Origin of the sequence: Bradyrhizobium aeschynomenes (genome assembly GCF_013178945.1) — a bacterium.
Classification (GTDB): Bacteria; Pseudomonadota; Alphaproteobacteria; order Rhizobiales; family Xanthobacteraceae; genus Bradyrhizobium; species Bradyrhizobium aeschynomenes.
On sequence record NZ_JABFDM010000006.1, the window covers coordinates 316805 to 340182 of the forward strand.

Sequence of the window (23378 nt, forward strand, 5' to 3'; positions counted from 1 at the left end):
GGGGAGCTGGCGGGCGGATGCTCGCGTAGCCCGCTGCGACCGCGCGCGCAGCAACTCGCCGCTCAGCGCTTCGCCGGCAGGACGAACACCTGGCCGGGATAGATCAGATCCGGACGGCGGATCTGCTCGCGGTTGGCGCGGTAGATGACGGCATAGCGCGTGCCCTCGCCGAGCAGACGGCGACTGATGTGCCACAGGCTGTCGCCGCGCGAGACGGTGATCGTCCTGGCGCCGCCACCGCGGCCGGGTGACGACGCCATGTCCTTGAGGTCGGCCGGCGATGCCGCCGCAAGCTGCGTGCGCGCGCCTGATACGCCGCCGTTCGCCTGCCCCTGGCCGGCGGCCGCAGGCAGCGCGGCCGTGGTCAGCGTCTCCGGCACGTTCAACGGCACCTCCGCGCGCGCCTGAACGGCGCCCGTCTTGGCGTCGACCTCGTCGAGCCGCAGCCGGTCCTTGCCGGCCCAGGCGGCATCCTTGATCACCACAGCGACACGCCCATCGGCCGTGGCCGTCGCCGTGCTGACGAGGCGGTCGTTGAGATAGATCCGCACGGTCGCCCCGGGTCGGGCGAGGCCGCTGACCCGCAGGTTGCCGTTCGGCTCGAAATCGACGGCCTCGACCGCGACGGCGAGCGGCGCCGATGCAGCCGGCTTCGACAGCACGCGCGTCGGCTGGTCCGGCGCGACCACCGCGACCGTGGGCGGCCGCTTGCCGGCCTCCACCACCACGGCCACGCTCTGCTTGGACGACATCTCCCGGCCATCGGGCAGCTTGGCCCGCAGTGTCAGCTCGAATGTTCCGGCGCGCAGTGGTGGCGGCACCATGGAGAACTGCCCCGCGCGGTCGGCCACCGCCTGCGCGTGGGGCTCGCCATTGCGCAACAGCTCGACGGTGGCGCCCGGCGCGGCCCGGCCGGCGACCACAGTCTCGCCTGTGGGCTCCACGCTGACCACGTCGAATGACGGCCCATCGCTCTCGGCCGCCGGCGGCACGACCGGTGCCAGCAGCGCAGCCAGACCGCTGGCCTGCTGCTGCGCGGTCGCGAGCGCGGAGGCGGCCTGGGTCGGAGCAGCCTTGTCGGCCGCGCCCGGCTCGACCGCCGCAGCGCGCGGCGGAGCGGAGGGCGCTCCGGCCGACGGAGGACTCGGCGCGACGGCGCCATTCTGGCTCGCGGACGTCCACTCACGCGTGAAGATCGGGAGGTCGAGACCGAGTCGCGACGCAACGACGACCCCAATTCCCGCGAACGCGAGCGCCGCAACGGCGCCTCCCGCCCAGATCAGTCGCCGGCCGCTTGCGGTGCTCATCGATCGATCGGTCCCCGTTCATGGCGAACACGGAGACCACGGCTCCGTCGGCAGGAATCTCGATCCGCCTCATACCACCATGCGGGCCGAAAAGCCATCGCGGGCCGCCGCGGGGCCGAGGTCAGCGATCGGCCGCGATCTGCCTCGCGCATTCTTCGAACACGCCGCGCAAAAAGCGGTGGCTGGGATCCTGGTCGCGAAACGAGGGCCAGATCATCGACTCCTTCAGTTTCGGAATCTCGAACGGGAAATCGACGTACTTGACCGCATAGTGCCGCGCCAGGTCCTGCGCGAGCAGCCGATGCACCGTCGCGATCCGGTCGGTTCCGCACAGCATCTTGGGGAGCACGCAGAATGAGTCGACGGTGGCAGCCACGTTGCGCTGCCGGCCCGCGCGCGGGAAGAAGAGTTCTTCGAAGGAATGCGTCCCGGCCTCGCCGAGACGGACGCTGACGTGACCGGCTGCGAAGTAGTCGTCTTCGGTCAGCCTGCCGCGCCTCAGCTTTCGCGCCTGATCCATCAGGCAGACATGGTCGTCCGAGAGCAGGTGCATCTGCGGATGCGGAATGCGCGACGCATAGAGCTCCGGCAGAATCATCAGATCGATGTCACCGAGCTGAAACACCTGCTCCACATGCTTGGGCAGATGCGAGATCTCGAGCTGGAAGCCGGCGGCCCGTCGCGCCAGCTCGATCGCGACGCGGGACACCAGGACATACGTCACATAGTCGGAGGCGCAGATCCTGAAGGTGCGATTGACCTTCGCAGGATCGAAATCCGGCTTCGTGCTGATCGCAGCCCGTGCGCGAATGAGAGTGTCCTTGACCGGCTCGATCAGCGCCTGGGCGAGCGGCGTCAGTTCGAACTGGCGCCCCACCGGCGTGAGCAACTCGTCGGCGAAGAATTCGCGCAGTCGCGCGAGCGCCGCGCTGGTCGCCGACTGGCCGAGACGCAGGCGGTCTGCGGCGCGCGTGACGTTGCGCTCGTCGAGCAACACATCGAGCGCGACAAGGAGATTGAGGTCGAACCTGTCCAGCCGCATCGGCGCAAATCCTCCCATTCCCCGTCATGTATCGATCCTATCGATGCCCAGACACATTACAATCGATTTTGGCGAAACACCGCTCCGGCGTAGCGTGACGTCGGATCAGCGTCGGCAAGGGCAAGAAGCCTGGGCCATGGAGCCCGCGACCGATCCGGAACGGGGAGGGAAATATGGGCCGTTGGAGCTCTGGCGGAGCCGTGCTCGGCATCTGCCACGTGGCCGGAATGCTGGACCTGGTGGCACTGCCGGTCTGGGTTGGAACGTTCATCGCATTCTATGGTCTGTCACCGGCCCAGGCCGGCGCGACCGTCACGAGCTTCCTGGCGGGCATCGTGATCGCGAGCCTCGTGACCGCGCGGCTGCTGACCCGGCTCGACCCGCGTACGGTCGTCGTCGCCGGGTTCGTCGTGGCAGCGGCAGCGTTCGGCTATCTCGCGAGCCGGCCCGTCGAAGCGGTGCCGTTCGCGATGCTTCCGGTCATCCACGCCATTGCCGGGCTTGCAGCGGGAGCGGCCCTGTCGATGACGCACGGCACGATCGGCCGGACGGAGAATCCGCACCGCCTGTTCGGCCTCGCCAACGTCGCCCTTGCCGTGTTCAGCGTCGGCTTTTTCGCTGTGGTGCCTGCCCTGGTCCATTCGGTCAGTCCGATGCTGCTGTTCGCCGTGTTCGCCGGCAGCATGAGCCTTGCGGCCCTGGCGGCGTCGACCAGCTTCCCGCGCGCCCTCGGCGCCGGCGCGAGCGGCAGCGCCTCATCGCAGGCCGTCCCGAGACCGGCGTGGCTGATCATCGCCGCCGTGATCTGCCTCGCGTTCAACCAGTCGCTGGTGTTTTCCTTCCTGGAGCGCATCGGCGATTACAAGGGCTTCTCGCATGCCGATGTCACGACGGTCCTGGTCGCCGTGGGTCTCGTCAACCTCGTCCCGGGAGCGCTTGCCGCGCTGACGCAGAGGCGGCTGTCGCCCGTCGCCGTTGGCATCGCCGGTCCCCTGGTGCAGGCGGTTCTGGCGCTGGTCATCGTCAACGCCACGGGCTTTGCGGCCTTCGCAGCCTTCGCGATCCCCTACGTGTCGGTCGTGATCTTCACGCACACCTTCCTGTTCGGCCTGCTGTCGCAGATCGACCCGAGCCGGCGCGCAGTCGCGGCGACTCCGGCGATGATGATGATCGGCTCGGCCGCCGGGCCTGCCGTTGCCGGCGCAATCGTGGAGACCTCGGGCTATGGCGGCCTGAGCTACACGGCCGTGATCATCTCCGGGCTCGCCATTGTCCTGATGCTGACCTTCAGGGTGCGTACCGCTGCATCGTCTCAAATTCTGCGCTCGGCGTGAGCGCGGCGCCAATATCCCATTGTCGAGGAGAGTGCTTCCAATGAACAAACATGTGACCAGCACGGGCGGCCTGCAGTTTCCGCAGGACATCGTCTTCTCGGGCTACGCCGCTCCCGTGCGGATCGAGGGCGAGGTGCACGATCTCGAGGTGATCGGCCGCATCCCGCCCGGGCTCGAAGGCGCCTACTACCGCAACAGCGCCGACCACGCCTATCCGCCCTTGCTCGGCAAAGACATCTTCCTCAACGGCGATGGCATGGTGCACATGGTCCGCATCCAGAACGGCCACGCCGATCTCTCGATGCGCTACGTCCGCACCCGTAAGTTCATGGTCGAGCGGCAGGCCCGCAAGGCATTGTTCGGCGCCTACCGCAATCCGTTCACCGACTCTCCTGAGGTCGCCGGCGAGGATGCCAACACCGCCAACACCTCGGTGATGTGGCATCACGGCAAGCTCTACGCGCTGAAGGAATCCGGCCGCCCCTATGAGCTCGATCCGGTCACGCTGGAGACCCGCGGCGAGACCGATTTCGGCGGCCAGCTCGCGAGCCGGACCTTCACCGCCCATCCGAAGATGGATCCGCTGACCGGCGAGTGCATCGCCTTCGCCTATAATTGCGAGGGCACTGCCAGCAACGACATCGAGCTCTACACCATCGCTCCGGACGGCGAGTTCACCCGCAACGAGCGTTTCACCGCGCCTTATTGCTCGATGGTCCACGACTTTCTGGTGTCGCGCAACTTCATCGCCTTCGTGATCTGCCCGATGGTCTGCGATTGGGACCGCGTCAAGAAGGGCGAGCCCTATTGGCATTGGGACAGCCGCAAGCAGACCCATGTGGCTGTGATCCCGCGCAGGCAGGGCGTCGCGGGCATCCGCTGGTTCACGGCGCCGAAGCTCGCGATGCAGACGCACACCTTCAACGCCTGGGAGGACGGCCACCGCCTCGTGCTCGACCAGTTCGTCACAGAATCCGGCTGGCTCAGCCAGTTTCCCGACATCCACAATCCCGAGGCCCGGGAGCTGCCCCCCTTCGGCGAGCGCTGGACGATCGATCTGTCCAGCCCGGACGCCGCGATCGAGATCAAGCGCTTCATCGGCCACATCGGCGAAATGCCGGTCATCGACCAACGCTTCGCCATGAGCCGTGTCAGGCACTTCTGGTTTGGCACCAACAATCCCAAGCTCGGCCCGATGCTGCCGTTCGGACCCAAGGGGCCGCCCTTCACCTGCCTTGGACATTTCGACGAGGAGACCGGCAAGCTCGACTTCTACTACGCCGGCCCCGACAGCTCGCCGGAGGAGCCCTGCTTCGTGCCGCGCACCGCCGATGCACCCGAGGGCGACGGCTGGCTGCTGAGCATCGTCGGGCGACGGGCCGAGAACCGCACCGATCTCGTCATCCTCGACGCCCGCAATCTGTCTGCAGGACCGGTCGCCACGATCCGCTTCCCATGCCGCGTCCATGAAGGCTTCCACGGCATCTGGGTCAATTCGGACGTCCTTTAGTCCAACGCTCACCCGACGCCATTACGCCTCGTATAAGGCCAACAACCGGAGGACACCCATGAGCCGCCTGTACGGTTCACTGCACTCGCGCGCGCATCGCTGTGCGTGGATGCTCAAGGAATTGAATCTGTCATTCGAACATGTGGCGACCAACTTCACCGATGGCAGCACCCACAAGCCCGACTTCCTGAAGATCAATCCCAACGGGCGGGTGCCTGCCTTCGTCTCCGATGAGGTCTGCCTGTTCGAATCGCTTGCAATCAATCTGCATCTGGCGCGTCGCCATCCGAGCGACCTCTCGCCGGCCACGCTCGTGGAGGAGGCCCTCGTCACGCAATGGAGTTTCTGGGTCGTGACCGAGATCGAGAAGCCGCTTCTGCTCGCTGCGGCGAACAGCATCCTGTTCGATGCGGACAAGCGTAATCCGAGCGAGCTCAAGGTGGCGCTGACCAAGCTCGGCCGTCCATTCAGCGTACTTGATCGTCATCTGTCCGAGCATGCCTACCTGCTCGGCGACCGCTTCACGGTTGCCGATCTGAACGTCGCTGCGGTCTTGACGCTGGCGCGGCTCGGCTCCCTCGATCTGTCGGAGTGGCCACGTCTCGACGAATGGCTCGGAAGCTGCCTGGAGCGTCCCGCCGCCGCAGATTGGAAGACGATCAGCTTTCGGGTGCCGCGGCCGGAGACTGACCTCGGCATGCTCGCCATGTTCGTATGAGAGCTACGCCCGCTCTGTCCTGAAGGATGCCGAACTCATGCTGAAACGCGACGACGCCGTGACCATCATCGATGCAGCGCTGCACGAAGGGCGCGCGCGAAATCTTGCGCCGCTCGCGGTGGCTGTGCTTGATCCCGGCGGACACCTCATCGCCTATCAGCGGGAGGACGGCGCTGGCATCATCCGCTTCGACATCGCCTTCGGCAAGGCCTGGGGCTCGCTCGGCATGGGCTTCGGCTCACGCGAGCTGAGCCGCCGCGCCGGCACTCTGCCGACCTTCTTCACGATGCTCTCAGCGACCAGCGGCGGCCGTCTCGTCGCATCGCCCGGCGGCGTTCTCGTGCGCGGCCGGCACCGTGAAGTGCTCGGCGCGGTAGGCATCTCAGGCGACCTCGGTGACAATGATGAGGCTTGCGCGATCGCCGGCATCGTCGCGGCGGGCTTCCAGACGGACGAGACAAGCCAGGCCTGAGCTGGACATTCACGCAACCAACGAGCCCTGCTCAGCAGAAACATCCCGAGAGCCAAGAGCGACGGCAAAGATTTCTATTTCTTTTTTCCAGAAAATATGTATGATCCGCCCGTCCCGCCTCGTTGCGAGGGGCGTACGCGTCGTCACGGACGTTGAGGCGGGATGCGGTGGACGCGGTGGCGATGCACGACGGGCAGCGCTGGCGCGTACGGTGAAGTCGCGTGGTCCTGACCTCCCGAAGCTGAGGCCAAGTCGGCGCTGGTGCAAGATGCATCGCGCTGATGACGGGGGCAACAAAGCCCGGTCCCCGGGGAGATCGCGTATAATCCGTAAAGCCATCGCGCAGGGAATGCCGGAGTGCTCGGCTGAACCTGTGGTTCCTGCCGCCTGCATTTTTTTCGCAGGCGGGCCATGGGTGAGGCCTTCACCCGGCATTCCCTGCGCCCTCCTGACCGAGGGTTCTTTCGGCTCAGAACCTGAGCGCCTGGGCGCGCGGCGGGACGTCTTCGACGCGCCTCCGTCGTCCACACGCACGAAAGCGTGCATTTTATTAAAATTGCAGCTTTTGTGTGCAATGCGTAATCGTACGGTGCACAGATTTTACGCAACATTTAGGCGATCCCGGCCCTTTAGACGCTGAGCTGAAGCTCTGCATTCAACGTCTGCATGCAGGGGACAATGGAGTCCGTATCTTGCGCAAGAACCTGCCCGTCACCCAAAACGAATACCCCATTACCGACGAGACGCTGATCGTCTCGCGCACCGATCTCAAGGGCAAGCTGACCTATTTCAACGACCAGTTCGTCGATGCCGCAGGCTTCACGCCCGACGAACTGATGGGTCAGCCGCACAACATCATCCGCCACCCCGACATGCCGGAAGCGGCGTTCGCCAATCTCTGGGACACGCTGAAGCAGGGCAAGCCGTGGGCCGGTGCGGTCAAGAACCGCCGCAAGAACGGCGACTTCTACTGGGTGCTGGCGAGCGCCTCCGCCATTCGCGAGAACGGCGAGATCACCGGCTATACGTCGATCCGCACCAAGCTGCCGGCCGACCAGCGCGCCGAGGCCGAGAAGGTCTATGGCCTGCTCAACCAGAACAAGGCGCAGGACTATGCGATCAGCGCCGGCATCATCCGCCGCCGTTCGGTGTTCGACCCGCTGTCGTTCTTCACGGGGACGCTGCGGGCGAGGCTGACGACCTTCGCCGCGGTGCTCAGCGCTTTCATGCTGATCATCGGCGCGGCCGGTCTGCTGTCGACCCGCGCGAGCAACGCCGGCCTGAGGTCGATCTACGAGGACCGCACAGTGCCGCTCGCCCAGCTGTTCGAGATCAACGACCGAACCCTGCAGAACATGTCGTCGCAACAGTCGGCTGCGACGAACGGCAAGGCCGGTAAATCCATCGACGGGATCGGCCCTCTCGTCGACGAGAACAGCGCCCGGATTTCCAAGCTCTGGGCCGACTACATGGCAAGCTATCTGACTCCGGAAGAGAAGATCGTAGCCGACGCTTATGCGGGCAAGCGCAAGGCCTATCTCGAGGAAGGGATCAGGCCGGCGCTGGCGCTGCTGCAGCAGCGAAAGTTCGACGAGGCGAGCCAGCATATCGCCACCAAGGGACATGACCTGTTCGAGGCCGCCAAGCATGAGCTCGACAAGCTCGTCGCGATCCAGGTCAAGGAGGCCAAGGGGCTCTACGAGGACGCCGAAAATCAGTATCACGTCGTGCTCGCGCTGGTGGCACTGATGATCCTTGGCGGTGTCGGTCTCGGTGCGATGTTCAGCGTGCAGACCATCCGTGCGGTGCTGAAGCCGGTCAAGGTCCTCAACGATTCGATGCAGAGCATCACGGCCGGCAAGCTCGACAACCGTATCCCGGTCGAGCGCGACGACGAGATCGGCGAGGCGCTGCGCAACCTGCAGACCGTGCAGTCGATCGTCCGCTTCAACAGCGAGGAGGTGAAGGCGGTTCAGCGCTCGGCCGAGGTCAAGCGCAAGGCCGAGATGGACAAGCTCGCCCGCGAGTTCGAAGGCGCGATCGGCGGCATCGTGCAGACGGTGTCGTCGGCCTCGTCCGAGCTGGAGAGCTCGGCGGGCACGCTGTCCTCGACCGCGACGCGCTCGCAGGAGCTGGCCACCACCGTGGCGGCGGCCTCAGAGCAGGCCTCCACGAACGTGCAGTCGGTCGCCTCGGCCACCGAGGAGCTGACTTCGTCGGTCACCGAGATCAGCCGGCAGGTGCAGGAATCGGCGCGGATCGCCACCGGCGCCGTCGACCAAGCGCGCACCACCAACGACCGCGTCAACGAGCTGTCGAAGGCGGCCGCGCGGATCGGCGACGTCGTCGAGCTCATCAACACCATCGCCGGGCAGACCAATCTGCTGGCGCTCAACGCGACCATCGAGGCGGCGCGTGCCGGCGACGCCGGCCGCGGCTTCGCCGTGGTGGCGTCCGAGGTCAAGGCGCTGGCCGAGCAGACCTCGAAGGCCACCGGCGAGATCGCCCAGCAGATCTCGGGCATCCAGGCCGCCACCCAGGAATCGGTGACGTCGATCCGGGAGATCAGCACCACCATCGAGCGGCTGTCGGAGATCTCCTCCACCATTGCGGCAGCCGTCGAGCAGCAGGGCGCGGCCACGCAGGAAATCTCGCGCAACATTCAGGAGGCTTCGCGCGGCACGACCGAGGTCAACACCACCATCGTCGACGTCCAGCGTGGAGCCTCGCAGACCGGCTCCGCCTCGGGCGGCGTGCTGTCGGCGGCGCAGTCGCTGTCGCATGAGAGCGACCGGCTGCGCCAGGAGGTCGGCAGGTTCCTCAGCAACGTGCGGGCGGCCTAGTCCGCCCGCGACCATCGCCCGGTCAGCCGGATCGGGCGGTCCCGAATGGTGAAGGCCTCATGGCCGGCGCCGCCTTCGAGCAACAACGCGAGAACAGCCGTCCCGATGTGACAGATTGCGGGTTTCCTTGCGCGGCGTCGCGACATAAGTTGCCGCCCCGGGGGTTGCTTCATGCATGAACTGATCGGCGACATCACGCTCTGCATCCTGTTTGCGTGGGTGCTGGGACTGGCGGCACATTACTGGCGCCAGCCCTCGATTCTCGCCTATCTGGTCGCGGGCTTCGCCATCGGCCCCTTCGGCACCGGCTGGGTCAAGTCCCAGGAATCCATCTCGGTGATCTCCGAGCTCGGCCTGATCTTCATGCTGTTCATGATCGGGCTGGAGATCGACCTGAAGAAAATCATCCGCGCCGGACCGGTGATTCTGATCGCCGGCGGCGTCCAGCTGCTCGGCGGCGCCGCGCTCGGCATCCTGTTCTTCGTCGCGATCGGCATGCGGATGGGCGCCGAGAGCTATGACGCGCTGTATCTCTGCGTCGCCTGTGCGCTGTCCTCGACCGTGATCATCGTCAAGGTGCTGTACGAGAAGCGCGAGCTCGACACCCTGCCCGGCCGCATCACGCTCGGCATGCTGGTGCTCCAGGACGTGTTCGCGATCCTGTTCCTGGCGGTGCAGCCGAGCCTCGACGACCTCCATGTCAGCGTCATCCTGCTGTCCTTCGCCCGCGCCGGTGCGCTGGTCGCGATCGCGCTGCTGCTCAGCCGCTACGTGCTTCCGACGCTGTTCCACCGTATCGCCCGGACCCCCGAGCTGATCCTGCTGGGCGCGCTGGCCTGGTGCTTCCTGATCGGCGAGATCGCCGAGCGGCTGCACCTGTCGCGCGAGATGGGCTCCCTGATCGCCGGCGTGTCGCTGTCCACATTCCCCTATGCGCTCGACGTGACAGCCAAGATCACCACCTTGCGCGATTTCTTCATCACGCTGTTCTTCGTCGCGCTCGGCATGACCATCCCGATTCCGACGATGTCCGTGGTCGGGCTGGCGCTGGTGATCGCGCTGTTCACGGTGGCGAGCCGGCTGCTCACGACTTTCACGCCGCTCTACATGATGCGGCAAGGCCTTCGGGCAAGCCTGCTGCCGGCGCTCAACCTCGCCCAGATCAGCGAATTCTCGCTGGTCGTGATCCAGACCGGCGCCGCCGCCGGGCACCTGAAGAACGGCACATCGGCCGCGGCCTCCTTCGCCTTCGTGCTGCTCGCAGTGCTCTCGACTTTCGTCATCGTGCGCTCCGATCCGATCGCGCGCCGGGGCATCCCGCTGCTCAAGCGGATCGGCCTGCGCGACCTCGACGCCGGCAAGGACGGCGAGGCCGGCCATGACGGCGGCCACGGCGCAGGCCGGCCGATCGTGCTGCTCGGCTTCTTCCGTACCGCCAGCGCGCTCCTCAGCGAGATCGAGCGCAACCAGCCGGCCCTGCTGGAGCAGATCGGCGTGGTCGACTTCAATCCGGTTGTGTTCCGCACCCTGTCCGATCGCGGCATCCAGGTGACCTATGGCGACATCAGCAATGTCGATACGCTGGTCCATGCCGGCGTCGGCCAGGCCGAGCTGATCATCCTGAGCATCCCCGACTCGCTGCTCAAGGGCGCCAACAACGAGAAGCTGGTGCGGCACGTCCGCAGCATCAACGCCACCGCCAAGATCGTCGCCACGGCCGACCTGCTCGCCGACGTCAACGACCTCTACAATGCCGGCGCGGACTACGTGACCGTGCCGCGGCTGAGCGATGCCCAGGTGCTGCTCAACCTGATCCAGGACGCCAGCGCCGGCCTGCTGTCAGAGCGCCGACACGAGGCGGAGACCATGCTGGCCGATCGCCGCGAGGTGCTGCCGTGAGCCACGCGCCCATCTGGAACATCCCCTCCGATCCCGCTAGACCCGTACCATGACAAACAGCCGCGTCCATGTCGTCGATCACCCGCTGGTCCAGCACAAGCTCACCTTGATGCGCGAGCGCGACCGCTCCACCAAGGGGTTTCGCGAGCTCCTCAACGAGATCGGAATGCTGCTGGCCTACGAGGTCACGCGCGATTTGCCGATCGAGCTGGTCGACATCGACACGCCGATCGCGCCGATGAAGGCGCCGAAGATTGCAGGCAAGAAGCTCACGCTGGCGCCGATCCTGCGCGCCGGGGTCGGCTTCCTCGACGGCATGCTGGCCTTGATGCCGTCGGCGCGCATCGCCCATATCGGGCTGTACCGCGATCCCAATACGCTGCAGGCCGTCGAGTACTACTTCAAGGCGCCGCAGGATCTGTCCGATCGCACCGTGATCCTGATGGATCCGATGCTGGCAACCGGCAATTCCGCCTGCGCGGCAGCCGAGCTGCTCAAGGCGCGCGGTGCCCGCGACATCCGCTTCGTCTGCCTGCTCGCGGCGCCGGAAGGCATCGCGCAGTTCGAAAGGGAGCACCCGGACATCCCGATCTGGACCGCCGCGATCGACGAGAAGCTGAACGACCACGCCTATATCGTCCCCGGTCTCGGCGACGCCGGCGACCGGATGTTCGGCACGAAGTAGGACGCCCTGATCGGAGCCGCCAGAGTCTCCGATTCACGGCGAACGATCATGAGCCACGCGGCGCAAGGCGCAGAAGATCGAAGATTCGTCCGTCGATCACCAGCAGCGCGCTCCCGATCACCAGCGCGCCCACGATCTCCCGCAACGAAACGGACTCGCCGAGCACCAGATATCCGAGCAGAATCGTCGTCAGCGGGATCAGCAGCGTCACCAAGGTCACATTGGTTGCACCGGAGCGGCGCAGGACCTGAAAGAACACGATGTAGGCGAAAGCCGTCGACAGCGCCGCGAGGGCGATGATCGCAAGCCAGGTCTGAAGCCCGGGCATCGGCAGGCGCCAGGGCTGGTCGACCACCCCCGCGACGACGAGCATCATCGCGCTCGATGCGGACAGCTGGAAGGTGGCGGTCGCAAGCGGCGGCGAGTTGGCCAGGTGACGCCGCACCAGCAAGGCGGCAACGCCATAGCTGAACGATGCACCGAGACCGAACAGAATGCCGTAGCCGCCACCGACTGACGACCCTCCCCTCAGGACCACGACGCCGACGAGGCCAACGATGAGACCGGCGACCCGGCGCGCCGAGAGCCCTTCCTCTCCGGCCGCGGCCATCACCGCGATCGTGAACAGCGGCGTGGTGGCGTTGAGAACCGCAGCAAGACCGGACGTGATGTACGTCTGGCCGATGACGATCAGGCAGAACGGCACGACATTGTTGAACAGCGCGACCGCAAAATAGGGCCGCCACCCGGCAATCCCCTTGGGGAGGCCGAGCCCCCGCAGGCGCAGGATGGGCAGCAGGATCGCAGCCGCCAGGGCGATGCGCAACAGCACCAGCGTCAGCGGCGGCAGCTCCTTCAGGGCCAGGCCATTGAAGATGAACGAGCCACTCCACAGCAGCGACAGCAGACCGAGCAGCGACCAGTCCCGAGGATCCATCCTGTCATTGGGAAATGCCATCGAAGCCCGCCGCTGTCCGAATGTCGGCGATCGTTGCAGTGGCCGCCAAGAACTGTCCACCCGCTTTCCGTCGGTGCAGAGGCTCGCCGCCGAGGTCAGGCCTTCGGCCGCGAGACCAGCTCGATCATGCGGCCCTCGTCCTCATCGGGCATCGCCGCCTTGGCCTGCGCATAGGCCTCGACTGCGGCCTGCGCCATCACGGGACGCGCGCCGAGCAGTTCATCGGCGAGCCGCAAGGCATAGGCCGCGTCCTTGTGGCGGAGAGCGGCGGTGAAGCTGGCGTCGGCGAAGTTGCGGGCGACCATGCGCGGGGCGTGGCGCAGCACCTGCGGGCTCGCCGCCACGCCGCTCTGGATCGCCTCCAGCACCAGGCCCATGTCGAGCCCGGCCTGCTCAGCGATCGCGAGCCCCTCGGCCAGCCCTGCGATCTGCATCGCGCCCAGCAAGTTGTTGATCAGCTTGTAGACCGTGCCCGCCCCTACCGGCCCGAAATGCCGGATGGTCGAGCCGATCGGTGCCAGATATGGCCGCGCGCGCTCGAGGTCGGCGGCGTCGGCGCCAACCAGCAAGGTCAGCTTGCCGCCGGCTGCCGCATCCGGCAGCCCCGTGACCGGACAATCGAGATAGATCGCGCCGCGCGCATTCAGCTCGCGCGAGAGGCGCAGCGCGTGGTCGCGGGATACGGTCGAGCATTCGATGGCGATCGTGCCCACCCGCATGGTGGCCGCAGCACCATCGGGGCCGAGCCAGACCGTGCGCGAGGCATTGTCATCGGCCACCATCGTCACGACGGCATCGGCATCGATCGCTGCGTCGGCCGGCGACGTCGACCAGCGCGCACCGCGCGCGATCAGATCGTCGGCCTTGGCCCTGCTGCGGTTCCAAACCGCAACGGAATGGCCGGCATCGAGATAGCGCCCGGCCATGCCATGGCCCATGCGTCCGAGCCCGATGAAGGCAATTCGGGCCGCGGTCAATCGACGTCCTCGATCGCGGCACCCGGCGTCGTGCCGAACGCCCGCTGCGCCAGGGTCGCCGCCATGAACTCGTCGAGATCGCCGTCGAGCACGCCGGACGTGTCGGAGGTCTGCACGCCCGTGCGCAGATCCTTCACCATCTGATAGGGCTGCAGCACGTAGGAGCGGATCTGGTGACCCCAGCCGATCTCGGTCTTGGCCGCCTGGTCGGCCGCCGCCTTCTCCTCGCGCTTCTTCAGCTCGATCTCGTAGAGACGGGCACGCAGCATGTCCCACGCCTGGGCGCGATTCTTGTGCTGGGAGCGGCCGGCCTGGCAGACCACCGCAACACCGGTCGGGATATGCGTCAGCCGCACCGCCGATTCGGTCTTGTTGACATGCTGACCGCCGGCACCGCCCGACCGCATCGTGTCGACGCGGACATCGGACTCCTTGATGTCGATCTTGATGCTGTCGTCGATCACCGGAAAGATCTGCACCGACGAGAACGAGGTGTGGCGCCGCGCATTGGAATCGAAGGGCGAGATGCGGACCAGCCGATGCACGCCTGCTTCCGTCTTCAGCCAGCCATAGGCATTGTGGCCGGAGATCTGGATGGTCGCCGATTTGATGCCGGCCTCTTCGCCGAGCGATTCTTCGAGATACTCGACCTTGAAGCCGTGGGTCTCGGCCCAGCGCGTGTACATGCGCAGCAGCATCTGGGCCCAGTCCTGGCTCTCGGTGCCGCCGGCACCGGCATGGACCTCCAGATAGGTGTCGAACTTGTCGGCCTCGCCGGACAGGAGCGCCTCGAGCTCGCGCCGCGCGACGTCCTTCTTCAGCTCCTTGAGCGCGTTCTCGGCTTCCGTGACCACACCGGCATCGTTCTCGGCCTCGCCGAGCTCGATCATCTCGATATTGTCGCTGAGTTCACGCTCGACCTTGCCGATGCCGGTCAGCGAATCCTCGAGCGAGGTCCGCTCCTGCATCAACCTCTGAGCTTTCTGGGGGTCGTTCCAGAGATTGGGATCCTCGGCGAGCTTGTTCAGCTCCGCCAGCCTTGCCGTCGATGTGTCGACGTCAAAGATGCCTCCTCAGCAGCCCGACAGACTGCTTGATCTCTTCTACGATTTTTTCGATCTCGGCGCGCATGTCGCTCTCTTCGGGCCGCGGCGGACAACGCCGCGGCAATCACGTCTGACAGGGGATGTAGCGGCGCGCGGCGCAAAGCGCAATCGCCTTGCACCGCGTCAGCGCCAGTTTCACCCGTCTGATCCTAGTAGAGGCTTCCCGTTCCCGGACGGATGATGAAGCTGCCGGTGTCGGGCTGGCCGCCACTCTGCGACGGCATCATGCGCCCATCGGCATCGGCAACGCCGATGACGGAGTAGTTGTCCGGCGGCGCCGTGCCCGGCTTGAACGCCTCCATGATCGTGCGGCCGCCGTCACCGGGGCTCGCGCGCATGCCGGTCTTGGAGTCGACGCGCACCAGCTTGATCCCGGCCGGGATCTTGAACGGTGTGGCAGGCTTGTCCGCGAGCGCGAGCTTCATGAAGTCCTTGGCGATCGGCGCGGCGAGATGGCCGCCGGTCGCGGCATTGCCTTTGCCAAGCGGGCGCGGCTTGTCGTAGCCCATGTAGATGGCGACCGCGAGATCCGGCGAGAAGCCGACGAACCACGCGTCCTTGGCCTCGTTGGTGGTGCCGGTCTTGCCGGCAATCGGCTTGCCGACCTCCCTCAGCACGGTCGCCGTACCGGCCTGCACCACGCCCTCGAGCATCGAGGTGATCTGGTACGCCGTCATCGTATCCAGCACCTGCTCGCGGCGATCGACCAGCTGCGGCTCGCTCTGGTTCTTCCAGCCATCCGGCGCGTCGCAGCCGCGGCACTCGCGGGCATCGTGCTTGAAGATGGTGTGGCCGTAGCGGTCCTGGATTCGGTCGATCAAGGTGGGCTTCACGCGGCGGCCGCCATTGGCGATCATCGAATACGCCGTGACCATGCGCATCGCCGTGGTCTCGCCCGCGCCGAGTGCGTAGGACAGATAGTTCGGCAGCTCGTCATAGACGCCGAAGCGGCGTGCATATTCGGAGATCAGCGGCATGCCGACGTCCTGCGCGAGCCGCACGGTCACCGTGTTGAGCGACAGCCGCAACGCGTTGCGCAGGGTCGTGGGTCCGAGATACTTGCCGTTGGAGAAGTTGTCGGGGCGCCAGACCTGGCCGCCCTGCCCCTGGTCGATCTCGATCGGCGCGTCGACGACCTGCGTCGATGGCGTGTAGCCGTTGTCGAGCGCCGACGAATAGACGATCGGCTTGAACGACGATCCGGGCTGCCGGTAGGCCTGCGTCGCGCGGTTGAACTGGCTCTGGTCGAACGAGAAGCCGCCGACCATCGCGAGCACGCGCCCGGTGTTCGGATCCATCGCGACCATCGCTCCGGACACTTCTGGCAGCTGCTCGAGGCGATACTGGCCTTCGACCGGATTGCCTTCCTTGAACAGCGGGTCAGCATAGATCACGTCACCCGGCTGCAGAACCTGGGCAACCGAAGTCGGCACCTTGCCGCGGCCGTTGGGTGTCGCCGCGCGCGCCCACTTCACGCCGTCGAGCGTGATCAGGCCGGTCTGCCGTTCCTTGCTGACGGCGCCGCCCAGCTCGCGCGGCGGCTGAAAGCCGATGCGTGCCGACTGGTCGCTGGTCTCCAGCACCACGGCCATCCGCCACGGCGAGATGTCGGAGAGCGACTTGATCTCCGCGAGCTTGAGGCCCCAGTCGCCGGAAATATCGAGCTTGGAGACGGGTCCGCGATAGCCCTGCTCCTGGTCATAGCGTACCAGGCCCGCGACCATGGCCTTGCGCGCCATCACCTGGATCTTCGGATCGAGCGTCGTGCGGACGGACAGGCCGCCCTCGTAGAGCTTCTTCTCGCCGTAGCGCTCGAAGATGTCGCGGCGGACTTCCTCGGCGAAATATTCGCCGGCGAAGATGTGCGCGCCGGTGTTGCGGCTCGCGATGGTCAGCGGATCCTTGCGCGCCTTGTCGGCGTCGGCCTGCTTGATCCAGCCGTTCTCCAGGAGACGATCGACCACGTAGTTGCGGCGCTCGATGGCGCGGTCGCGATTGCGGATCGGATGCAGGCTGCCCGGCATCTTCGGCAGAGCCGCCAGATAGGCCGCCTCGGCCACCGTGAGCTCGTTGACCGACTTGTCGAAATAGACCAGCGACGCCGCAGCGATGCCGTAAGCGCCCGAGCCGAGATAGATCTCGTTCAGATAGAGCTCGAGAATCTTGTCCTTCGAATAGGTGCGCTCGATGCGCATCGCCAGCAGCGCTTCCTTGATCTTGCGCGCGAACGACACTTCGTTGGTCAGCAGGAAGTTCTTGGCGACCTGCTGGGTGATCGTGGAGGCGCCCTGCGGACGGCGATTCGAGCCGAAGTTCTGGGCATAGACGACGGCGGCGCGGGCCATGCCCGTGAAGTCGATGCCGCCATGCTCGTAGAAATTCTTGTCCTCGGCCGCGAGGAACGCGTTGATGACGAGCTTCGGCACCGCCTGGATCGGCAGATAGAGCCGCCGCTCCCTGGCATATTCGCCCACCAGCGAGCCGTCGACCGCGTGCACGCGCGTCATCACCGGCGGCTCGTAATCCTGCAGCTGTGAATAATCAGGCAAGTCCTTGGAAAAATGCCAGATCAGGCCTGCCGCCGCCGCCACACCGACCAGGAAGACAACGGTGCCGGCCGCGAACAGGAAGCCCAAAAACCGCACGAGAAAGCGCATCGGCGAATATCCGTTCCAACTCTTGTTCGTCTCTTGGCTTGGACGCGGCGCGCCGCAAAAGACGCGGCCGCCAAATCACGAGGTCGGCTGCGATGCCACGTGACCCATGCCAGAGCAACGCACGGTCAAGCCTATCAGCGGTCAAGCCTATCACAACTCTGCGGAGAAGGAATCCTCACGTGATTCCGGGTGCCTCGCAGCACGTTTATACGGATGTTGCTGTGGCCAAACTAGGGCTTTGCACGTGGCGGAGCGGGCTTGTCCGGCTTCTCGGCGCCCGCATTGGCGACGCGCTTGGCCAGAAAGGCGTCGATCGCCTTGGCCATCGCGTCCGCTGTGCGCGACCGCCACGCCTCGGAAACCAGGTTCCCCATGTCGCCCTTGTTGGAGACGTAGCCGAGCTCAACCAGGACCGATGGAACGTCGGGAGCCTTGAGGACCCGGAAACCAGCCGATTTGAGCGGCCGCTTATGCATATGCACCGCGGTCTTCATGTCGTTCATCAAAAGTCGGGCAAACCTATTGGAAAACGTGCGCGTTTCCCTCCTCGCCAGATCGAACAGGATGTCGGCGACGTCGGCCGGCTCCTCGGTGAGGTTGACGCCACCGATCTGGTCGGCGCGGTTCTCCGCCTCCGCCAGCCGCTCGGCCTCGACGTCGGAGGCCTTATCGGCCAACGTATAGATGGTGGCGCCCTGCGCGGTGCCCTCACCTCGCGGCAGCGCGTCAGCATGGATCGAGACAAAAAGCGCCGCCGACTGCTTCTGGGCGATCCGCACCCGGTCTCCGAGCGGGATGAAGGTGTCGTCATCACGGGTCATGACCACGCGGAATTTGCCGGATCGCTCCAGCCGGTCACGCAGCGCCTGGCCGAAGGCGAGCACCAGGTTCTTCTCCGGCACCTCGCCACCCTGAGTTCCGTAATCGATACCGCCATGGCCGGGGTCTATCACGACCACGGGCCGGTTGTCCGGCGGGCCGCCAGCGGGCGGGGCTGCGACGGCGACCGTCGTCGGCGGCGGCCTGACGGTGGGAGGCGCAACGCCGCCCGTTGCGGTAACGGGTAACGCCGAATCGGCGCCCCTGGACGGCGTACGGCCGTCGACGCCGATCGCACGCGCGAAAGTGGCCTCGTCCACCTCCTCGAGTTCCAGCACCAGCCGTGGCGGCTGGCCGTTGGCGGCATCAAGGACGGTGGAGTTCGCGATTCGGGCGGGACCGGTGAGGTCAAACACGATTCGGGAGCCGCCGGGCATGACCATGCCATAGCGAAACGCCTTCACCAGCCCGCGGCCGCCGGTTCCCGCCCCTGTCGGCAGATGAAAGCTCACCTGAGGCAGATCGACCACCACCCTATAGGGGTCGCTGAGCAGGAACGCCCGATACGGCACCGTCTTGTCGAGATCGAGCACAAACCGGGTCTGGCGGGCATCGCCGGCCAGCCGCGCATCCGTCGCGATCGGGAACCCGGGACCGACCACGGCAGGCGGGACCTGACCGACCGGTCCGCTCTGGGCGCGGGCCGGCGCCAATGCCGCGCATAACATTTGCGTGACGCAGAGCGTCGCGCATCCCAGCAAAGAAAGGTAATTTGCCCGGCGAGCTGCCAATTCCGTGCCTCCGCGGGACCGTCTTACCGCAACCAATCCCAGGGGTTAACCGCCTAATTTTGTCATTTTCGTTAAAGGCCACCGATTGTTGCGGTTCCGCGACGCTTCCCTTGCACCGCCTGTCCATTCCTCGTATGTACGAATGGCTGAAGGCTATTCCTTACTGCCGGTTGTGTCGCGTTCAACCTCCCGGTGAAACGCCGGAAGCTTCGTGATCGGGTTCCTCTTGGTTCGTCGATCGTTGCGGAGATTCCTGCGCCTTTCCGACGCTCCATGAAGCCTGCGCGCCCCCCGCGCGGCTGCGACGGAGAGCTGGTCACGAGCCGAGTAGCGCCGTTACAGGCGTCGTCTGGCCGAGACCATCCGGGCACGAGGTCAGATATGGCCAAGGTCAGACATGGCGTAGCCTGATACCACATTCCTAACGGAATGGGTGTTGATCCAGGGCAAGCGTCTCGGCGCGATCTGGCTTTCGGCAAAGAGCAAGGCGGCACCCGCTGCCGCCCACATATTCCAGACGGGCCGACGCTTGATGCGCCAGACTGAGTTGCCAACCATGACCAGCGGACGATCCGCGCCGATGCGGGGCCCGACCCCCGCCCGGCAGATCACCCCGCCGGCCTCACGGTTGGCGCGGCGCGACCAGCTGCGTTTAGGCCTTCCCCTCACCCCCGAATCAGGTGGACCGTCGCGTCGTCCGACAGCGCGCCACGCGCTCGCGGCCAATCGCGTCCGTCGCCTCCAAGAGTTCCAATATGCCCAACAAGATGTTGATCGATGCTACCCACCCGGAAGAGACCCGGGTCGTTGTCGTCCGCGGCAACCGCGTCGAGGAATTTGATTTCGAGACGGCCCAACGCAAGCAACTGCGGGGCAACATCTACCTGGCCAAGGTCACCCGCGTTGAGCCTTCGCTGCAGGCCGCCTTTGTCGAGTATGGCGGCAATCGCCACGGCTTCCTGGCCTTCAGCGAAATCCATCCCGACTACTACCAAATCCCGGTCGCCGACCGTCAGGCGCTGATCGAGGCCGAGGAGCGCGCGCACCGCGAAGCCGAGGAAGAGAGCGAGAACCGCTCCAACCGCCGACGCAACCGTCACCGCAGCTCCCGGCGCCGCGGCAGCGGCGAGCGCGTGCAGAGCGAGATCGTCGAGGCGGCCGAGGCGGGTCATCCCGCCCCGGCCGGAGACCATGAGGCCGGGCACGACACGCACGAACACGACACGCACGAACAGGACAGCTACGCGCAGCACGCCTACGCGCACGACGATCATTCCGATCAGCCGCATCCCGATCACGCCGAGGCCCAGGGCTTTTCCGAGGCTGCGGTCGAGACCTCCGGCCACGAGGCCGCGTACCAGGCTGAGCAAAGTCCGGCGACGGAGCCGCGCGGCGATGCCGACGCGCATCATGATGCCGTCGCGACCCTCGACCAGGCCGAGCACAGCGCGGCTGCAGAGCAGCAGTCCGGCGAGGCTGCCGAGGCTGCGGTCGCTGCGGCCGGTGACGCCCCCGCGGTCGAGGCGGCCAGTGCCGCCGCCGCAGCGGACGAGCATCACGACGACCAGCATGACCACGAGACCCACGATCGCGATGAGCATGATCATGACGAGCATGAGCATGATCACGATGGGCACGAGCATGATCACGATGGGCACGAGCACGACGATGATGTCGCGCCGGTCGCCGAGCATGAAGGCAATGGCGTCACGATCGTCCCGGGCGACGACATCGATGCAGAGGCCGTTGCCGGCGACCACGAGGATGACGACGAGGACGGCGACGAGATCGAGGAAGAGGTCGTCGAATCCGTCGGCGGCGACGATGTGCTCGAGGAGGTGCCGGAGCGCACGTTCCGTCCGCGCCGCCAGTACAAGATCCAGGAAGTCATCAAGCGCCGCCAGGTGATGCTGGTGCAGGTCGTCAAGGAAGAGCGCGGCAACAAGGGTGCGGCGCTGACGACCTATTTGTCGCTCGCCGGCCGCTATGCCGTGCTGATGCCCAACACCGCACGCGGTGGCGGCATCAGCCGCAAGATCACCTCGGCGCAAGACCGCTCGCGCCTGAAGGAAGTGGTGCAGGATCTCGACGTGCCAGAGGGCATGGGCGTCATCCTGCGCACCGCCGGCGCCAACCGCACCAAGCCCGAGATCAAGCGCGACTTCGAATATCTGCTGCGGCTGTGGGAAACCGTCCGCGACATGACCTTGAAGTCGCAGGCGCCGACCCTGGTCTACGAGGAAGGATCGCTGATCAAGCGCTCGCTGCGCGACCTCTACAACAAGGAGATCGACGAGATCCTGGTGGCCGGCGAAGCCGGCTATCGCGAGGCGCACGACTTCATGAAGATGCTGATGCCGACCAACGTCCGGGCGGTGAAGCAGTATCGTGACGGCCAGCCGCTGTTCTCGCGCATGGGGGTCGAAAGCCAGCTCGACGCGATGTTCTCGCCGACCGTTCAGCTGCGCTCGGGCGGCTATATCGTGCTCAACCAGACCGAGGCGCTGGTCTCGATCGACGTGAACTCCGGCCGCGCCACGCGCGAGCATCACATCGAGGACACCGCCCTCAAGACCAACATGGAGGCCGCGGAGGAAGTGGCGCGCCAGCTCCGGCTGCGCGACCTCGCCGGACTGATCGTCATCGACTTCATCGACATGGACGAGAAGCGCAACAACCGCTCCGTCGAACGCAAGCTGTCGGACTGCCTGCGGCAGGATCGCGCGCGCATCCAGGTCGGCCGCATCTCGCATTTCGGCCTGCTGGAGATGTCGCGCCAGCGCATCCGCGCCAGCGTGCTGGAGAGTTCGACCGAGCCATGTGCGCATTGCGGCGGCACGGGACATGTGCGGTCGGTGTCGTCGGTGGCGCTGCAGCTGCTGCGCAGCCTCGAAGAGACGCTGATGAAGGGCGCGACCCACAATCTGGTGGTCCGCACCCGCACGGAGGTGGCGCTCTACGTGCTCAACCACAAGCGCGGTCATCTGCGCGACCTCGAGAACGGCTTCAAGGTCTCGCTCGCCGTGATTGCCGATCCGAATGTCAGCGGCCAGCAATCGTTCATCATCGATCGGGGCGAGCAGGTTCATACGCTCGAGGCCGCCAAGGCGCTGCTCGTGGCGCAAGCGTCCGCCCCGTCCCTCGTGGCCGAGGACGTCTACGACGAGGAGGAGCCGTTCGACATCGAGACGGAGTCCGAAGTCGAGACCGAGGAGACCGAAGGCCTGTCGGAAGATGGGCCGGATGGCGCGGCGAGCGATGGCGAGCGCGAAGGCACCCGCCGCAAGCGGCGTCGGCGCCGGCGCGGCCGCGGCAGCGAGGCCCGCGAGGGCACGTTGCCGGAAGGCGCTTCCGAATCATCGTCTGCCGAGCCCGCCCTCGCCGCCGATCAGCCGGCTGAGGATGGCGAGGCGGAGGACGATGAGGCTGATGAACAGCCTGCTTTCGCACAAGGCGAGGCATCCGATCAGGCCGGCGGCGAGCGGCGTCCCCGCCGCCGCGGCCGTCGCGGCGGCCGCCGTCGGCGTGGTGGTGCAGATGATGGTCTCGCCGCATCGATCGGCGATGAACTGGCCCCGCCTCAGGCTTCGGAGGCGGAAGCCGCCGTTGCCGATTTCGACGGCAACGGTGCGCCGCATCACGACGACGAGCCGGCAGAGCAGGCCACGCCGGAGCTTGCCACAGCCGCCGCCGAGGTCGATCAGGCAGCCACCCCCGCCGTGACGGCTGCGTCGCAGCCCCCTGCCGCCGAAGTTCAGGTGCAGGAGACCGAGGCGCCCAAGTCTGAGACGCCCAAGACTGAGGCGCCCAAGTCTGAGACCGAAAAGGCCCCGCGCCGCTCGACGGTCCGCGAAAAGGTCAGCTTCGCCACCGAGCCCAAGTCGGACAACGCGGTCTCGGCCGTGAGCGTTGCCGAGAGCAGTCCGACCGCACCGGCGGCTGACGGCGCGGCACCTGAGCCGGTCGCAACCGAACCGGCGGATTCGACGACACCATCGGCTCCGCGCCGAGCCGGCTGGTGGTCACGCCGCTTCGGCGGGCAGTAATCGCCAACGGCTCCAGGGCCGCCCATCGGCGGAACCTCACCGACGCAAAACGCCCGGCCAGATGGCCGGGCGTTTTTGTTGGACCGGCATGTCGGATCGGGCGTGCCGACGTCGGCTCAGCCGCTCGTGACCTCGGGCTTGACGTCGGGCGGACCGACCTGCCGATCGAGCCGCTTCTGCGGGAGATCGTGATCAAGCCCGCCGCCCCGCCATG

The 23378-nt window shown here is 66.2% G+C and carries 15 protein-coding genes; 8 read left to right on the forward strand and 7 right to left on the reverse strand.

The window, feature by feature from the left end; all coding sequences use genetic code 11:
- Nucleotides 1–62: 62 nt before the first annotated feature.
- Both HL666_RS19630 and HL666_RS19635 read right to left on the reverse strand, forming a co-directional pair.
- Entirely contained in the window at nucleotides 63–1307 is a 1245-nt protein-coding gene (locus HL666_RS19630; RefSeq protein WP_172183059.1) for a LysM peptidoglycan-binding domain-containing protein, read from the reverse strand.
- 121 nt (nucleotides 1308–1428) lie between these two features.
- The gene (locus HL666_RS19635; protein ID WP_172108511.1) at nucleotides 1429–2349 is read right to left on the reverse strand and encodes a LysR family transcriptional regulator; all 921 of its coding nucleotides are present in this window, start codon (nucleotides 2347–2349) and stop codon (nucleotides 1429–1431) included.
- A 173-nt stretch (nucleotides 2350–2522) separates the two neighbouring features.
- On the opposite strand from HL666_RS19635, the gene HL666_RS19640 reads away from it, so the two are divergent.
- From HL666_RS19640 to upp, 7 genes are all read left to right on the forward strand, one after another.
- Nucleotides 2523–3683 (forward strand): MFS transporter, encoded by a 1161-nt coding sequence (locus tag HL666_RS19640; protein WP_172183061.1) that lies wholly within the window; start codon nucleotides 2523–2525, stop codon nucleotides 3681–3683.
- Between the two features lie 40 nt (nucleotides 3684–3723).
- Nucleotides 3724–5193, forward strand: a complete 1470-nt coding sequence (locus tag HL666_RS19645) for a carotenoid oxygenase family protein (RefSeq protein WP_172183063.1) — start codon at nucleotides 3724–3726, stop codon at nucleotides 5191–5193.
- Nucleotides 5150–5911, forward strand: coding sequence for a glutathione S-transferase family protein (locus tag HL666_RS19650; protein ID WP_246741575.1), 762 nt, complete (start codon nucleotides 5150–5152; stop codon nucleotides 5909–5911). The genes HL666_RS19645 and HL666_RS19650 overlap by 44 nt, the downstream gene beginning before the upstream one ends.
- A 37-nt stretch (nucleotides 5912–5948) precedes the next feature.
- Complete coding sequence (locus HL666_RS19655; RefSeq protein WP_172108503.1) at nucleotides 5949–6383, forward strand: GlcG/HbpS family heme-binding protein; 435 nt, start codon at nucleotides 5949–5951, stop codon at nucleotides 6381–6383.
- Nucleotides 6384–7075: 692 nt separating this feature from the next.
- On the forward strand, nucleotides 7076–9226 hold the full coding sequence (locus HL666_RS19660) for a methyl-accepting chemotaxis protein (RefSeq protein WP_172183065.1): 2151 nt from the start codon (nucleotides 7076–7078) through the stop codon (nucleotides 9224–9226).
- Nucleotides 9227–9397: 171 nt separating this feature from the next.
- Nucleotides 9398–11125, forward strand: a complete 1728-nt coding sequence (locus tag HL666_RS19665) for a cation:proton antiporter (RefSeq protein ID WP_172183067.1) — start codon at nucleotides 9398–9400, stop codon at nucleotides 11123–11125.
- A gap of 49 nt (nucleotides 11126–11174) precedes the next feature.
- A complete protein-coding gene (upp, locus tag HL666_RS19670) occupies nucleotides 11175–11810 on the forward strand; it encodes a uracil phosphoribosyltransferase (RefSeq protein WP_172108497.1) in 636 nt (211 codons plus the stop codon).
- Between the two features lie 46 nt (nucleotides 11811–11856).
- Here the strand turns inward: upp and HL666_RS19675 are convergent, their stop codons facing one another.
- The 5 genes from HL666_RS19675 to HL666_RS19695 form a co-directional block, all read right to left on the reverse strand.
- Nucleotides 11857–12768: a DMT family transporter gene (locus tag HL666_RS19675; protein ID WP_172183069.1), complete on the reverse strand. Its 912-nt coding sequence runs from the start codon at nucleotides 12766–12768 to the stop codon at nucleotides 11857–11859.
- A gap of 95 nt (nucleotides 12769–12863) precedes the next feature.
- On the reverse strand, nucleotides 12864–13745 hold the full coding sequence (locus HL666_RS19680) for an NAD(P)-dependent oxidoreductase (protein ID WP_283814796.1): 882 nt from the start codon (nucleotides 13743–13745) through the stop codon (nucleotides 12864–12866).
- A protein-coding gene (prfB, locus tag HL666_RS19685; RefSeq protein ID WP_172108493.1) for a peptide chain release factor 2 occupies nucleotides 13742–14876 on the reverse strand; the annotation gives its coding sequence in 2 pieces (ribosomal slippage) (nucleotides 13742–14806 and nucleotides 14808–14876; 1134 coding nt in all). The genes HL666_RS19680 and prfB overlap by 4 nt, the downstream gene beginning before the upstream one ends.
- 124 nt (nucleotides 14877–15000) lie before the next feature.
- Nucleotides 15001–17508 (reverse strand): penicillin-binding protein 1A, encoded by a 2508-nt coding sequence (locus tag HL666_RS19690; RefSeq protein ID WP_172108491.1) that lies wholly within the window; start codon nucleotides 17506–17508, stop codon nucleotides 15001–15003.
- A gap of 230 nt (nucleotides 17509–17738) precedes the next feature.
- The gene (locus HL666_RS19695; protein ID WP_172109767.1) at nucleotides 17739–19055 is read right to left on the reverse strand and encodes an N-acetylmuramoyl-L-alanine amidase; all 1317 of its coding nucleotides are present in this window, start codon (nucleotides 19053–19055) and stop codon (nucleotides 17739–17741) included.
- Nucleotides 19056–19873: 818 nt separating this feature from the next.
- Here HL666_RS19695 and HL666_RS19700 point away from each other — a divergent pair.
- Complete coding sequence (locus HL666_RS19700) at nucleotides 19874–23164, forward strand: ribonuclease E/G (protein ID WP_172183071.1); 3291 nt, start codon at nucleotides 19874–19876, stop codon at nucleotides 23162–23164.
- The last annotated feature ends 214 nt before the right edge of the window (nucleotides 23165–23378 follow it).

What these genes read in the sequence shown, in the direction of transcription:
- HL666_RS19665 (WP_172183067.1), top strand. Translation starts at nt 9,398, where the DNA reads ATGCATGAACTGATCGGCGACATCACGCTCTGCATCCTGTTTGCGTGG.
- HL666_RS19655 (WP_172108503.1), top strand. Translation starts at nt 5,949, where the DNA reads ATGCTGAAACGCGACGACGCCGTGACCATCATCGATGCAGCGCTGCAC.
- HL666_RS19695 (WP_172109767.1), bottom strand. Translation starts at nt 19,055, where the DNA reads ATGTTATGCGCGGCATTGGCGCCGGCCCGCGCCCAGAGCGGACCGGTC.
- HL666_RS19700 (WP_172183071.1), top strand. Translation starts at nt 19,874, where the DNA reads ATGCCCAACAAGATGTTGATCGATGCTACCCACCCGGAAGAGACCCGG.
- HL666_RS19650 (WP_246741575.1), top strand. Translation starts at nt 5,150, where the DNA reads ATGAAGGCTTCCACGGCATCTGGGTCAATTCGGACGTCCTTTAGTCCA.
- HL666_RS19640 (WP_172183061.1), top strand. Translation starts at nt 2,523, where the DNA reads ATGGGCCGTTGGAGCTCTGGCGGAGCCGTGCTCGGCATCTGCCACGTG.
- HL666_RS19630 (WP_172183059.1), bottom strand. Translation starts at nt 1,307, where the DNA reads ATGAGCACCGCAAGCGGCCGGCGACTGATCTGGGCGGGAGGCGCCGTT.
- upp (WP_172108497.1), top strand. Translation starts at nt 11,175, where the DNA reads ATGACAAACAGCCGCGTCCATGTCGTCGATCACCCGCTGGTCCAGCAC.
- HL666_RS19690 (WP_172108491.1), bottom strand. Translation starts at nt 17,508, where the DNA reads ATGCGCTTTCTCGTGCGGTTTTTGGGCTTCCTGTTCGCGGCCGGCACC.
- HL666_RS19645 (WP_172183063.1), top strand. Translation starts at nt 3,724, where the DNA reads ATGAACAAACATGTGACCAGCACGGGCGGCCTGCAGTTTCCGCAGGAC.
- HL666_RS19675 (WP_172183069.1), bottom strand. Translation starts at nt 12,768, where the DNA reads ATGGCATTTCCCAATGACAGGATGGATCCTCGGGACTGGTCGCTGCTC.
- HL666_RS19635 (WP_172108511.1), bottom strand. Translation starts at nt 2,349, where the DNA reads ATGCGGCTGGACAGGTTCGACCTCAATCTCCTTGTCGCGCTCGATGTG.